This window comes from Lutibacter maritimus (assembly GCF_900116115.1).
GTDB classification, from domain to species: domain Bacteria; phylum Bacteroidota; class Bacteroidia; order Flavobacteriales; family Flavobacteriaceae; genus Lutibacter; species Lutibacter maritimus.
This window is the reverse complement of sequence record NZ_FOZP01000002.1, coordinates 406,325-421,272: the sequence shown is the minus strand read 5'-3', so window position 1 is coordinate 421,272 and position 14,948 is coordinate 406,325. Positions and strand designations below refer to the sequence as shown.

Here is a 14,948-nt window from a genome sequence, read left to right as displayed (position 1 = left end):
CGTGAATTTAACATGCTTTATAACACGATGCAAATAGCCGAAATATTTTTTAAATTCTTGTTAAAAATTGGTTAAAATATAGCCGAAAGCCCTAGGTTTAATAAGATTTTAACATCATTTCTTCACCATTAAAAACGGCATAGGTAAAATGGGTAATCCAATCTCCCGTATTTATATATTTTGAGTTAGGGGCAAGATTAATTTCCATAGGTAAATGGCGATGACCAAAAAGAAAATAATCAATATGTTTTATTTGTAATTTTTGTTTACAATATTGCACCAACCACTCATTTTCTTCGCCTAAAAATTTCACATCTTCTTCACCAGAAATTAATTTATTTTTTACCGATAAATATTGCGCTAATTTTATTCCAATATCAGGATGAAGCCATCTGTACAACCATTTTGAAAAGGAGTTAGTAAAAACTTTTTTCATGCGTTTATAACCCTTATCTCCTGGGCCTAAACCATCACCATGGCCAATTAAAAAGGTTTTGTTATTGAATACAAATTCAGTAGGTTTATAGTAGGTTGGAATATTTAATTCTGTTTCAAAATAATTATTCATCCAAAGGTCATGATTACCAACAAAAAAATGAATTTTTATTCCGCTATCGCTTAACTCGGCAAATTTTCCTAAAACACGCACAAAACCTTTTGGTACAGCTTTTTTATATTCAAACCAAAAATCGAATAAATCTCCTAATAAAAAAATGTGTTCTGCATCGTTTTTAATAGCATCTAACCAATTCACAAACTTTTGTTCACGAACTTTACTTTTAGCTGCTGTTGGTGCACCAAAATGCTGATCTGAGGCGAAATATATTTTTTTGTTTACTGTCAAATTTATTTTTTAGATTCTAATTCCAGAACTTTTAAAATCATTCTGTCCTTTTTTTGAGTAATTATAAAATAACCTGTTTCATCAAATAAATTACGCGCCATAAAAGCATTGAAATATACTTTTAAATTTTCTTTTGATTTAGGTGAAAGCGGTAAATTTAAATCTAATTGTTTAATATATTGATTGAATATTTTATTATCAGTATCAAAATTCTCAACAAAATCATACAATTCCCATTTACTCATTTTTACTCTATTGTCATCAATATATTTGAAAACAAAGTCGTTTAAACCTCCGTAAAGTCTATTACTAAAAGTGTTAACAGTATCAATAGACACAAATACATCTGGAATTATTCCACCGCCACCATAAACTATTTTACCTTTTGGTGTTGTATATTTTAACGCATCATCAACTTTAATACTGTCTTTTGAAATTAACTCACCGTTATGAATTCTTTCTAAATATTCATTATCATAACTTAACGTTTCTTTGTGGTTGTATGGTTTTTGAATAGACCTTCCGGTAGGCGTGTAATAACGAGATGTTGTTAACCTTACCGCTGATCCGTCACCTAAATCCATTTCTTGTTGTACCAAACCTTTTCCAAAAGATCTTCTTCCTACAATTACACCTTTGTCATTATCTTGTAAAGCTCCGGCAACAATTTCACTGGCTGAAGCAGAGTTTTGATCAATTAAAACATATACTTTTCCATTTTCAAAATCGCCTTTTTTTGTTGCAAAAGCCTTGTCTACTTCACCATTTTTATTTTTTGTGAAAACAATTAATTTTCCGTCTTCTAAAAATTCATCAATAATGCTGTTGGCAATATCCATAAAACCGCCAGGATTTCCTCTTAAATCCAGCACTAAAGATTTCATTCCTTTTGAAATTAAATCATCCAACCCTGTTTTAAATTCATCGTATGTAGTTCTGGCAAATCGGTCAATATTTATATAACCCAATTCATTAGTTATCATATAATATGATGATACGCTTTTTATTGGAACTTCACCTCTTTTAATATTAAATTGAAGATTTTTATGTTCAGATTTTCTGTAAACAGTTACATTAATTGATGTTTGTGGCTCCCCTTTTAAGGTTTTCATTACGGCATCAGTAATTTTTCTATTTCCTAAAAAAGAACCTTTTTCAGTATCTGAAATTCCCGCAATTTTTTGAATATGTTTTCCAAATATAGAATCCTTTCCTGCAACAATAATTCTATCACCGGCTTTTAGCCCTGCTATTTCGCTTGGTCCTCCTTCAATTACATTGGTTATTGCAACGGTATCATTGTACATTAAAAATGTAACGCCAATTCCTACAAATTTACCTTCCATACTTTCTGTAACTCTTCCTAAATCTTCTTTTGGAATATATACCGAATGTGGATCAAGTTTAATAAGCATATTTGTTATAGCATTGTCTAATAAACTATCTGTATTTACTTTATCAACATAGTCATATTGAATATAATTTATCAGCCTTTTTATTTTAGCTTCATTAGAATTTGAACTAAATAAAACCGATTTATTTTTGAAGTTTAATGTAGATCCTATTAAAATACCAACTGCAACTGCAATTCCAATAAATAATGGGTAATATGTTTTTCTTTTGCTCATTTTAAATCTTTAAGATGTGTCAATTCAACTCCTGCTTTTTCTAAAAACTCAAGTCCTGTAGTATCTTTATATTTATCGGCATATACAACTCTTTTTATACCCGATTGATGAATTAATTTACTACATTCTTTACAAGGAGAAAGTGTTATATATAACGTAGAATTTTTACAAGATTGTGTAGAACTAGCAACTTTTAAAATAGCGTTGGCTTCGGCGTGTAATACATACCATTTTGTATTTCCTTCTGCTTCTTCGCAACAATTTTCAAAACCAGTTGGTGTTCCATTAAATCCATCAGAAATTATCATTCTTTCTTTAACAATTAAAGCTCCTACTTGCTTTCGTTCACAGTGAGATAATTTTGCCCACTCTAACGCCATTCTCATATAAGCTTGGTCGTATTTTAATTGTTTTTTATTCATAACTGTTTTAAAAATTCTAATTTACTGTGTTTCTTGATACTTTAACGTTAAAAATTTACCAAAAGATTGCACCAATTAACATGGGTAAGGTGATTCCAATAACAAATGATGAAACTATTAATACCCATTCTTTTTTGGAATATCTAAAAATCTTTTGAACTAAAAACCCTAAACTTAAAATGGCTAGAACAATTATTATTTGTGCAATTTCAATTCCTAAAGCAAATTCTAATAATGAAATAAATTTACTGCTTGAACTGCCAATTAACATTTTAAAATATCCTGAAAAACCCAATCCGTGAATTAAACCAAAAAATAAAGCGAAAATTAAATTGGTATTTGTTTTTGTTTGCTTTGCGGTATTTTTTCCATAAAAAATATTTACCAAAGCTGTTATTATAATTGTTAAAGGAATTAAAAATTCTACCCATTGTGAACTTATATGTACAACTTTATAGGCAGCCAAAATTAATGTAAGCGTATGACCGATGGTAAATAAAGTAATTAGCCATAATATTTTTTTCCAGTTTTTAAAATCGTAAACAACTGCCAATGCAATTAAAAAAAGAATATGGTCATAGGCATTCCAATCTAAAACATGAAAAAGCCCTGCCTTCAGAAAAAATATAAAATTATCCATTAAATTATCAATTTTAAGCGTTTCAAATATAAAAAAAGTCTACTGAATGTTACTTTTCAAACCAACTATTTACTAATTGAACCTCCACAGAACTTGCAGTATTGTGTATGTATTCATTTTTATTTGCATTGTAAGTGTATTCTTTTGACCAAAGCTCATGATTTTCAGCAACTTGCTGAATACCTTCACAAACGTACAATACATCTTTAGTTGATATTGTTGGGTGAATAGACATACGAATCCAACCAGGACGCTCAACCATACAACCATCTAATATTTGCTTTTCAATGCCTTTTGATGTTTGCTGATCTACGTGTAATAAAAAATGACCGTACGTTCCGGCACAAGAACAACCGCCTCGTGTTTGTATTCCAAATCTGTCATTCAATAATTTTACCACCAAATTAAAATGCACATTTTTTATGTAGAATGAAAAAATCCCTAACCTATCGGTATGTTGCGCTGCTAAAACAGTAAGGTTTGGAATTTTGGATAATTTATCAAACACAATAGCATTAATTTCGTGCTCTCTTTTTAAGATATTTTCAACACCCATTTTTTCTTTCAGCTGTATTGAAAGAGCTATTTTAATGGTTTGCAAAAAACCTGGAGTTCCACCATCTTCTCTGGTTTCTATATCATCAATATAATCGTGATCTCCCCAAGGGTTTGTATAATTTACAGTACCTCCACCTGGATTGTCAGGAATTAAATTTTTATAGAGTTTTTTATTAAAAACCAACACTCCTGAAGAACCTGGACCACCTAAAAATTTATGCGGCGAAAAGAAAATAGCATCTAAATAAGATTCTTCATCTGCAGGATGCATATTTATATCAACATACGGAGCTGAACATGCAAAATCAACAAAACATAACCCACCGTTTTGATGAATTATTTTTGCAATTTTATGGTAATCTGTTCTAATTCCTGTAACATTTGAGCAAGCTGTAACAGATGCAATTTTTATTGGCCTATCTTTATATTTTTCTAATAATTTTTCAAAGCTATCAAAACAAATTAAGCCCGTTTCTTCACACGGAATAATCTCTACATTTGCAATAGTTTCTAACCATGATGTTTGGTTTGAATGATGCTCCATATGCGAAATAAACACAATGGGTTTTAACTCATCAGGAACCGTTGTATGATTTTTTAAATTTTCAGAAACCTTTAATCCTAAAATGCGTTGAAATTTATTTACAACGCCAGTCATTCCAGTTCCATCGGTTATTAAAACATCATCTTTACTTGCGTTTACGTGCTGTTTTATAATGTTTCGGGCTTTGTGATAAGCCATTGTCATTGCTGAGCCAGTAACGGAAGTTTCAGTATGTGTATTGGCAATAAATGGACCTAATTCGTTCAATATTTTTTCTTCAATTGGTCTGTAAAAACGTCCGCTAGCAGTCCAATCTGTATAAATAATTTCCTTTTCACCATAAGGCGATTGAAATTTTTGATGAACACCAATGATATGTTTTCTAAATTGTTGAAAATAAATTTCTAATTCAGAAATAGTATTTTCTAAATTTTTATTTAAAGATTTTTCTGATGAAATACTCATACTTAAAACTTGTTGAAAAGAAACACTCTAATAAAACTATAATTAGAGTGTATCTTTTAGAATAAAAATCAATAAGGTTTTGTTATATCTTTAATTCATCAAACAACGCTTTTAAATCGTCTGATGATGGTCTTGGCGCATCTGGAGTAACAATATTTCCTTGCGGATCAATTAATATAAAACGTGGAATTCCATTAATTTTATAATCTGTAACAAACTGCGATTTCCAATCATTTTCTGCAAATAATTGAATACCTCCTAATTCTTTTTCGGCAACCATTTGTTTCCAAGCTTCGTGATCTTTTGCTTGATCTATTGATATACTTACAAACTCAATATTTTTGCCATGATATGCTTTTTCAACTTCCTTTAAAAATGGAATTTCTCTTTTACAAGGTCCACACCAAGTTGCCCAAACATCAACATATACATATTTTCCTTTTAAATCATCTAAAGAAGTTGTTCCTCCTTTAAAATTTTCTAAATCTGTAAATTTTGGTGATACATTTCCTTTTGCTAAAACTGTATTTAAATATTGTTGCTCTTCATAACTATTAGCAACATATTTTGTAAAACCTTCAATACCTTTCATTTCATTAGCAATAAATAATGAATCAAGGTTTTGTGTATTGGTTAAAAGTGCATTAAAATTTTCTTTAATTTCTCCTATTTTTTGATCAAAAACTGCTTTTTCTAAGGTAAAAAGTGTATCGTTTTCAAAAACATCTTCTTGCATTAATGCTTTTGCTGCTAAATAATTATTTACATCAGCTCCTTCACCCGTAAAGCTAACAGATTCGTCAAATTGTTTTGTATCTAATGAAATAACTAAATCAAATCCATTTTTTAAATATATTGAAGTGCTTTCTGCTCCATCAAAAAAATTGTATATTCCAGTTGCTACTTTTAAAGTGTCTGAAAAAGTTCCATCAGCATTTACTTTAATAGTTTTGCTATAGTCTCTTGATCGAACAACCAACGAGTCTGAATTTTGATCTATAATTTTACCCGATAAGGTTACATAATCTTTCGGTTCTTCTTTTTTACAAGATGCTACAAGCAAAACGATGCTTAAAAAATAAATTAGTTTTTTCATTATTATTAATTATTTAAAGTTTGATATTCCTGTTTTTAACCAATTGTGATATTCCTCAACATCAGGAGTATAAGCAACTGGCTCGTTTAATTTTTCTTCGTTGGTATTTATTAACACATAAAATGGTTGCGCATTTGCACCATACTTAATGGTTTGAAATTCACTCCATTTTTGTCCAATATATTTTAATTTTTTACCAGGTCTTAATTTCGAATCAATTTCATCTCCTTCTGGCAATGGTCTTTTATCATCTACATACAATGATATTAAAACGACATCATTTTTTAAAATTGGTAAAATTTCATCTTTTGCCCAAACATTTTGCTCCATTTTACGACAATTTACACAAGCGTGCCCTGTAAAATCTAACATTATTGGTTTGTTTACTTGTTTTGCATAGGCCAAACCTTTATCATAATCATTAAAGGCTAAAATATTATGAGGCGGCATAATGTGTGCGCCATCAGGTAATTCTGAATGGTTTTGATTTAATGAACTTCCAACTTTTGTTGATCCAACTCCGTAAGGAGATTCGCTATAGTGTTGCGCTGGTGGAAATGCGCTAATTAAATTTAGTGGCGCTCCCCAAAGTCCTGGAATCATATAAATAGTGAAGGTTAAAGATAATAACCCTAAACTTAATCTCCCTACAGAAATATGAGTTAGCGGTGAATCATGCGGTAATTGTATTTTTCCAAATAAATAGAATGCTAAAGTTCCAAAAATAGCAATCCAAATAGCTAAGAAAACTTCACGTTCTAACCAATGTAATTGCAATACTAAATCGGCGTTTGATAAAAATTTAAATGCTAAAGCCAATTCTAAAAATCCTAAAACAACTTTAACGGTATTTAACCAACCTCCAGATTTTGGTAATGAGTTTAACCACCCAGGAAATGCTGCAAATAATGCAAATGGAATAGCTAGGGCTAATGAAAATCCTAACATTCCAACAATTGGTCCTATTTGATTGCCTCCAGCTGCAGCTTCAACTAATAATGTTCCAACAATTGGTCCTGTACATGAAAAAGAAACAATTGCCAAAGCCAAAGCCATAAAGAAAATTCCTATGATTCCACCTCTATCTGCTTGTGCGTCAACTTTTGTTCCCCAACTGCTTGGTAATACAATTTCAAAAGCACCTAAAAACGAGATTGCAAAAACTATTAATAGTAAAAAGAAAATAATATTAAACCATACATTAGTAGATAATGCGTTTAAAGCATCTGCACCAAAAATGGCACTTACCAACAATCCTAAAACTACATAAATAATTACAATAGAAGCTCCGTAAATAATGGCATTTTTAATTCCAGCTACTCTGGTTTTACTTTGTTTGGTAAAAAAACTTACTGTCATAGGAATCATTGGAAACACACACGGTGTTAACAACGCCGCAAAGCCCGAAAAGAAAGCTATAATAAAAATAGTTAACAGACTTTTATCTTTAGATTTTGGTAATTTAGTTTCAATAACTGTTGTGTTTTCAGTAATTTCTGAAACTTTCGCTTCAATTTCATCTTCAACTGGATTTGCTGAAAAATTAACCCCAGTTGAAACTGGAATGGTAAAATTTAAATCTATATCTGTTGGCGGTAAGCAATTAGCATCGTCACATACCATAAAAGTAACAGAACCTTTTATATCAAATGTACTTTTTGAAATTACTTTTATGCGTTGTTTAAAAGTTGCTTTGTTTTCAAAATATTTAATTTTCATTTCAAAAACAGGATCATTTACTGTATGACCTTCTTCTTCTGATGTTTTTCCAGTTATTTCAAAATCTTTACTTGTTTCATAAGAAAAAGATGTTGGAATTGGTCCATCTTGCGGAACATTTTGTGAATATAAATGCCAATTTTTTTCAATAATGGCAGTTGTAATTAAATTGTATTCTGTTTCTGAAACTTTTTCAACTGAAGTTTCCCATTTTACTGGGTCATGAATTTGAGAAAAACTAAGTGAAACTATGAAGAGAGATATAACTAAAAATATTTTTTTCATATTAAAGGGTGATTCTTTTATAAGAATTTCAAAATTAAACAATAATTATGATTCTGTCGTTTAATTAAGTAATTTACCCTATTTCAATATGTTAAATTTTTCTTAATGTATTTTAAAACGTTTCCTCTTTTATTTTATAAATTAAGTTTTCAATAGGTCTTTTAATAAACCTAGCAGCCCTTAACCCTCTTTCTTTCAGGGCTTCATTTATAAAATCTTGCGCATAATATGCAATAGAACCAACAAAGTATAACGGCACAAACTTTAACTCTTCTTTAAATTGTAAAATTTGATTATCAATAAATTTCTTAATGCCTTTATTAATAATGTTTTTCATTACGCTATCGTGCTTATTTTCAAATAAAAAAACTGCAAATTCGGCTAAATATTTATTTGGAGCATCTGACTGGTATAATTTACTGATTACTTCATTTTCTGAAATCACAAATTTTTCTTCAAACAACACTTTTAGTGTTTCGGGCATTTGATTGTAATAATAACATTTCAATAATTCTTTCCCAAAATAGTTTCCACTTGCTTCGTCCATCAACATATATCCCATTGCCGGCACTTTTTGATAGATTTGATTTCCATCAAAAAAACAACAATTTGAGCCAGTTCCTAAAATACAAACTACGGCAGCTGAATTTGTAGAAGCTTTTACCGCCGCCATTGTATCTTCTTTTACATCTATTTTCGCATTTTTAAAATAAGATGAAAAAATGGTTGAAATTAATTGTATGGTATTGTTTGTGTTGCAACCAGCGCCATAAAAATGAATTGAACTTACTTTGTCTTTATAGTTTAAAAGCTGTTTGTTTTCTGAAATTATATTTTGAAGCGTTTCCTTTTTTAAAACTGAAGGATTTAAACCTTTGGTTCTAATTTTAATTGGAGCGGCATCTTTATTTTCAAAAAGAACCCAATCACATTTAGTTGAACCACTGTCGGCAATTAGTAACATTTAATTGAAATTTTATAAACTAATTAGTTATTTTTTTGAAATACTCATTTGAAATATTACTTACTTTTTTAGTATCAATTAAAAAAGCTGCTAACTTTTTTAAGTCTTTAGAAATTGCTAACTCTACATCTTCAACTGGTTTTTCAATTTGCAAAAGTTGTTCAATACAATTTGTATAATCTTCCTTTGTAATAGTTTCAGAATTAATAATTTGCAAAAATGTTGTTGAAATTTCGGCTAAATTTTTAGATAAAGGCGCTATATTTTTAAGTAGCGGACTTCCTTTTTCTATTTGATTAAACTGCTGGTAATTTACAGCCCATTTTTTAAAAAAAGAAACAATTTCAGCTTTACTATTTTCGCCTTTTGAAGAAATAAAATTATGAACCAGTTCTTTAAAAATAATAGCATCACTTGCATCGGCTGTACAAGCATCGGCAAATAATGTAAACGGAGAATAGGTTTTATATTCAGTTCCTCCTGCATTTCTTGAATAAATTTTTAAAGGCTCGTATACTTTTGCTAAAGTAATTAATGCTTCAATATTTTGATTATTTGTAATATTTCTTAAGATTACATCTCTATTTCTGATATGAGTTATACCTAATTCTTCTAATCTAAAACTAATAACACCCAATCTTTTATACATATTTGAAACATCAACTATTGCTTCAGATGACCAGAAACGTTCCGCAATTGCTGCGGTTCTGGGCCATAACCTAGAATCTAATGTTAATTTTGTTGCTAATTCACTCCACATAGTTGCTTCACCACCTAAAACTCTAGCTTTTTCAATAGCTGATAAGTTGTTGTTTTTAGGTAACGGATCAACCAAATAATGTTCACTTACTGGCTGCATTAAATCTATATAATACCCATTTGACAAAATGGTATTGTATCCTTTTTTTGCGGCTAAAAATAAGGAACTTCTTTGTGGAACGCCTTCATTTTTTCCTTTCCAAGAGTGAATTAAAGCAGATTTTGGCATTTTATCTGTCATAATTTCTTCCCAACCCATAACAGATTTACCTAATTTAACTAAAATTTCCTCTAAACGAATGTTCATAAAGGTTTGTAAATCATGGTTAGATTGTAAATTATGTTTCTTTTTAAAACTTTGAATATGCTCATTTTCATCCCAATGTTTTCCTTCATTTTCATCACCTCCAATATGAAAATACTTGTCTGGAAATAATTCAGCCATTTCGGCAAACAAATCACCTAAAATTTCATAAGTTTTTTCGTTTGTTGGATCTAAAGTTGGATCAAAAATTCCTGAAAATCGTTCAATTGAGTAAATCGTATCTTTACTTCCAATTTCAGGATATGCAGTTAAAATTGCTGTTGCATGACCAGGAACATCTATTTCTGGAACCACTCTAATTCCTCTGTCTGAAGCGTACTGAACAACATCTTTAATTTGTTCTTGCGTATAATATTGCCCGTCTGAACCCAATTGATGTAATTTTGGATGTTTTTTAGATTCAATTCTAAATCCTTGATCATCGGTTAAATGCCAATGAAATACATTCATTTTTACAGCAGCCATTGCATCTAAATTTCGCTTTAAAACATCAACCGGATGAAAATGACGTGCTACATCTATCATTAATCCACGCCAAGTAAATCTAGGAAAATCATTAATACTAACTTCAGGAAAATAGTATGATGTGTCATTATTATCAAGTAATTGCAACAAGGTTTCTAAAGCATAAATTACGCCAATATCTGTAGTAGCTTCTATAGAAATTTTATTTGATGAAGTTTTTAATTGATAAGATTCATCTTCATTTATTTCTAACTTCCCTGCTCTTTTATAAAAAATTTCAAGTGTGGCATTTTGTATTGAGTTTGCATTAAAAGCAAATCCGTTATCAAAAAAAACACCTGTTCTGCCACTTAATCTTCTTAAAAACTTAGTGGTTGCTATTTCTATTCTTTTGGTTATTTTTTGATGTACAACAATTGTAAAATCAGGTTGAATTTCAAGTTTTGATTTTCCTAAAACTAACTCTTGTGGCCAAGGCATTAGGTTTAATTCCTTAGATTGACTCCAAGAAGAGATTACATTTAACAGTATAAAAAAGAATAGAATTTTTTTCATAGTTTTTTAATAATAATATCTTTTAAATGCTTCTAAAGCAGCATAATCAGCCAAACCTAATTGGTGGTATTTTTGAGCAGTTTCATTGTTTCTTTCCTCTGCACGCACCCAAAATTCTCGAGTATCATTTCCTTGAAACATCACTCCATCTTTTTGAGATTGATGAAAGAAAATTGCTTTTCTTTTTCTTAAAACTTGATCTGGACTCATTGGTACAGCCATATCAATTTGGTGGATATCCCACTCGTGCCAAGCGCCTCTATATAACCAAACCCAGCAATCATCCATATACTTTTCAGGTTTTAAAATTTCTAAAGCCGCAAAAATTGCATCTAAACAAACTTTATGAGTTCCGTGTGGATCCGCTAAATCACCTGCCGCATAAATTTGATGCGGTTGAATTGATTTTATTAAACTTACCACAATATCAATATCAGTTTTTCCTAACGGATTTTTTTTAATTGTACCGGTTTCATAAAATGGAAGGTTTAAAAAATGAACATTTTCATCAGGTACACCAATAAATCTGGTAGCGGCTAACGATTCTCTTTTTCTAATTAATCCTTTTAATTTTCTAACCTCCAAAGCATCTTCAACATCATCTTCTTTTGATTTTAATTTTTCAATAATTACATCAATATTAACACTGCCAGAATTTACATCTTTAACTACTTCAGCATATTTTAGAGCTTCATAATCTGAAACAGCAATATTTCCAGAGGTTTGGTAAGCAACATGTACTTCGTGTCCTTGTTCAACTAATCGATCAAATGTTCCTCCCATTGAGATTACATCATCATCAGGATGTGGACTAAATATTAACACTCTTTTTTTAACAGGATTTGCACGTTCTGGTCTAGATGAATCATCAGCATTTGGTTTTCCACCTGGCCAGCCAGTTATGGTGTGCTGTAATTTATTAAACATTTTTATATTGATATCATAAGCAGAACCTTCTTGTACCAATAAACTAGACATTCCGTGATTATTATAATCTTTATCTGTTAATTTAAGAATAGACTTTTTGGTTAACTTACATAACCAAATAATGGCTTTACTTGTTAATTCTTCGGTCCAAATACAAGGTCCAACTAACCAAGGCGTGTTTAAACGAGTTAAATCTTGAGCAGCTTCATCGTTTAAAATAAAAGTTGTATTTTCATGTTCTTGAAGGTATGTTGCTGGAACTTCAGAAGTTATTTCTCCTTCAATAGTTTCTTTAACTATAGAAGCTTTGTTGTGTCCCCAAGCTAATAAAACAATTCTTTTTGCTTTTTTAACGGTTCCAATACCCATTGTTATTGCTTTTTTAGGAACATTATCAATTCCTAAAAAAGATGGTGCTGCATCAACACGTGTTAAATGATCTAAAGTAATACTTCTTGTACCAGAATTGTAGTGAGATCCAGGTTCATTAAATCCAATATGTCCAGTTCTTCCAATTCCTAATAATTGAAAATCTAATCCACCATATTCTTTAATTTTTAAATCGTAATCAATACAATATTGATGTAATTCATCAATTGAAACTGTTCCGTTTGGTATGTTTATATTTTTTGGTTGAATATCAATATGATTAAATAAATGCTGGTGCATAAAATAATAGTAGCTATGTACACTGCTTTTATCCATAGGATAATATTCATCTAAATTAAAAGTTACAACGTTAGAAAAGCTTAAGCTTTCTTCTTTGTGCATTCTTACCAGTTCTTCATACACTTTAATTGGAGAAGAACCTGTTGCTAAACCTAATATACAATGCTTATTTTCTTTTTGTTTTGCTCTAATTAATTCAGCAATTTCTTGAGCTACACAAATAGATGCTTCAACAGAGCTTGAAAAAACAATGTTATGAATTTTCTCAAATCGAGTATCTTCAAATTGACCTGCTGGTTGGTATTTAATTTTGGTAGTAGTTGTAGTCATAGTTAGATTATTATTCATAAATAAAAAAGAATATTGTATGGTAAATTTATTGAATGCCTTTTTTAAAATTTTATTTTTTCGACCAAAAGCTTTTATTTAGCTATAAAAAGCAAACGGAAGTGACTAATTCCGTTTGCTTTTTCATTAATCAAAACTCAATATAAAAAAACACATTAGAAATTACTTCCTGATACATCCCACCAAAGTCTAGTGCCTCCGTTATCAGAACCATTTAAAAGGGTAATTGCTTTTGTAACATTTGCATTGTTGGTATTCTTTTCATTTTGAACAAAATTTATTCTTCTAATTTGAATATTAGTATCAATTGTCCCTCCGCTATTGTTTATTACTACAGGGAAAATTTTCGGATATCCAGTTCTTCTAAATTCACTCCAAGCTTCTTGTCCATCAGGAAACATTGCAATCCATTTTTGGGTAATTATTTGTTCTAATTTTTCTTCATTAGTACCATTAGAATTAAAAGCAATTTTAATAGTACTTGGATAAGCAATATTATTTGCTGGATTTAAGGCATCAACAAAATCTTTTGGTGTACTTGTATTATCCGCTAAATAAGCATCAATGCCAGCAACATTATGTTGTGTAAAAGAAGCTCTTATGCCTGCTTCATAATTACTTTTTGCATCACCTGCATTTGACCAACCTCTTAAAGCTGCCTCTGCACGCAAAAACCAAATTTCAGCTGCAGTCATCCATTGCATAGTTTCACCGTCAACAACACTTCCTATTGAAGAGTGACCAACATATTGTCCTTTTGCTTCAATTGCAATTCCCATTCTAATACCTTTATATGCACCAGCTAAAGAAGCGTCTTCTGCAGGATTAAAATATTTTTCAATTCTATTATCTTTAAATCCACTTAAAATTGATTCCATTTCAGCACTCATCCTAATATCACCCCAAGAACCACTTATTGTTGCTATTGGATGTGAAAAACCAGTGTTAATTTTCATATCTATAGTTTCTAACAAACCTGCATTACTATTTAATGATAGTTCTCCTTGTGTTTTTGATAAAACTGGATCAACATTTACAATTCTCATTGCAAGTCGTAATCTTAAAGAATTTGCATATTTTCTCCACAATGCAATATCACCACCCAATGAAGACATATCAAAAGGAATAAATTGTGTGTCGTTTTCATAAGCCGCTAGACCATCAATTGCATCACCTAATTCATTAAAAAATGCATTGTATGCAACTTTTTGAGAGTCATACTCTCCAGTTGTTGCAAAATCATCAAATTTTGTATAACGTATTGGTCCATAAATATCTGACACCCGATGCATTGCTGAAACTCTGATAATATTTGCCAAATGCACAAACTTTACGCCAGATTCATCTCCACCAACAGCAACTGCATTTTTTACATCTAAAACAAAAGGCATTACATTTTCATAAGCATCTGACCAAGGAAATCCGTTCCAACCATCCATTAAGCTATACGTCATGTTATTTACATTTCCTGCAAATGGTGTTGGAGGAGTCATATACCCTGAATACACATCACCCATTAAATTTTGTTGCAATTGATAATTCCAAGCTGGAGTTACATTAAAAACATTTAAAAACATTGGTGTAAATGAACCTCCTATATGATTGTTCATTTGTGTTAAACTTTCGTTTGAGATACCGTTTGGATCTGTATTGATGCTCTCAAAGTCACCAGTACAGTTTAGAAAACTAACAGCTACTATGGATGTTAGTGTATATTTTATAAGTTTATTCATTT

General features: G+C 30.4%; 11 protein-coding genes. All 11 read right to left on the bottom strand.

Features of this window, described 5'->3' with window-relative positions; all coding sequences use genetic code 11:
• Positions 1-97: 97 nt before the first annotated feature.
• A complete protein-coding gene (locus tag BM335_RS05065) occupies positions 98-850 on the bottom strand; it encodes a UDP-2,3-diacylglucosamine diphosphatase (RefSeq protein WP_090223828.1) in 753 nt (250 codons plus the stop codon).
• The gene (locus BM335_RS05060) at positions 847-2,472 is read right to left on the bottom strand and encodes a S41 family peptidase (protein ID WP_090223826.1); all 1,626 of its coding nucleotides are present in this window, start codon (positions 2,470-2,472) and stop codon (positions 847-849) included. The genes BM335_RS05065 and BM335_RS05060 overlap by 4 nt, the downstream gene beginning before the upstream one ends.
• Complete coding sequence (locus BM335_RS05055) at positions 2,469-2,894, bottom strand: deoxycytidylate deaminase (protein ID WP_090223823.1); 426 nt, start codon at positions 2,892-2,894, stop codon at positions 2,469-2,471. Before BM335_RS05055 ends, BM335_RS05060 begins: the two co-directional genes overlap by 4 nt.
• A 55-nt stretch (positions 2,895-2,949) precedes the next feature.
• Positions 2,950-3,534: a HupE/UreJ family protein gene (locus BM335_RS05050; protein WP_090223820.1), complete on the bottom strand. Its 585-nt coding sequence runs from the start codon at positions 3,532-3,534 to the stop codon at positions 2,950-2,952.
• Positions 3,535-3,583: 49 nt separating this feature from the next.
• Positions 3,584-5,101 carry an aminotransferase class V-fold PLP-dependent enzyme gene (locus BM335_RS05045; RefSeq protein ID WP_090223818.1) on the bottom strand — a complete coding sequence of 506 codons (1,518 nt, stop codon included), beginning with the start codon at positions 5,099-5,101 and terminating at the stop codon, positions 3,584-3,586.
• An 82-nt stretch (positions 5,102-5,183) separates the two neighbouring features.
• A complete protein-coding gene (locus BM335_RS05040) occupies positions 5,184-6,197 on the bottom strand; it encodes a TlpA family protein disulfide reductase (protein ID WP_090223816.1) in 1,014 nt (337 codons plus the stop codon).
• 9 nt (positions 6,198-6,206) lie between these two features.
• Entirely contained in the window at positions 6,207-8,201 is a 1,995-nt protein-coding gene (locus tag BM335_RS05035) for a protein-disulfide reductase DsbD family protein (protein ID WP_090223813.1), read from the bottom strand.
• Between the two features lie 112 nt (positions 8,202-8,313).
• Entirely contained in the window at positions 8,314-9,165 is an 852-nt protein-coding gene (locus BM335_RS05030) for an N-acetylglucosamine kinase (RefSeq protein ID WP_090223810.1), read from the bottom strand.
• Positions 9,166-9,184: 19 nt separating this feature from the next.
• A complete protein-coding gene (locus tag BM335_RS05025) occupies positions 9,185-11,269 on the bottom strand; it encodes a beta-N-acetylhexosaminidase (RefSeq protein ID WP_090223808.1) in 2,085 nt (694 codons plus the stop codon).
• 6 nt (positions 11,270-11,275) lie between these two features.
• Positions 11,276-13,213 carry a glucosamine-6-phosphate deaminase gene (nagB, locus tag BM335_RS05020; protein ID WP_245780610.1) on the bottom strand — a complete coding sequence of 646 codons (1,938 nt, stop codon included), beginning with the start codon at positions 13,211-13,213 and terminating at the stop codon, positions 11,276-11,278.
• A 155-nt stretch (positions 13,214-13,368) separates the two neighbouring features.
• Positions 13,369-14,946, bottom strand: a complete 1,578-nt coding sequence (locus BM335_RS05015) for a RagB/SusD family nutrient uptake outer membrane protein (protein ID WP_090223802.1) — start codon at positions 14,944-14,946, stop codon at positions 13,369-13,371.
• Positions 14,947-14,948 lie beyond the last annotated feature (2 nt).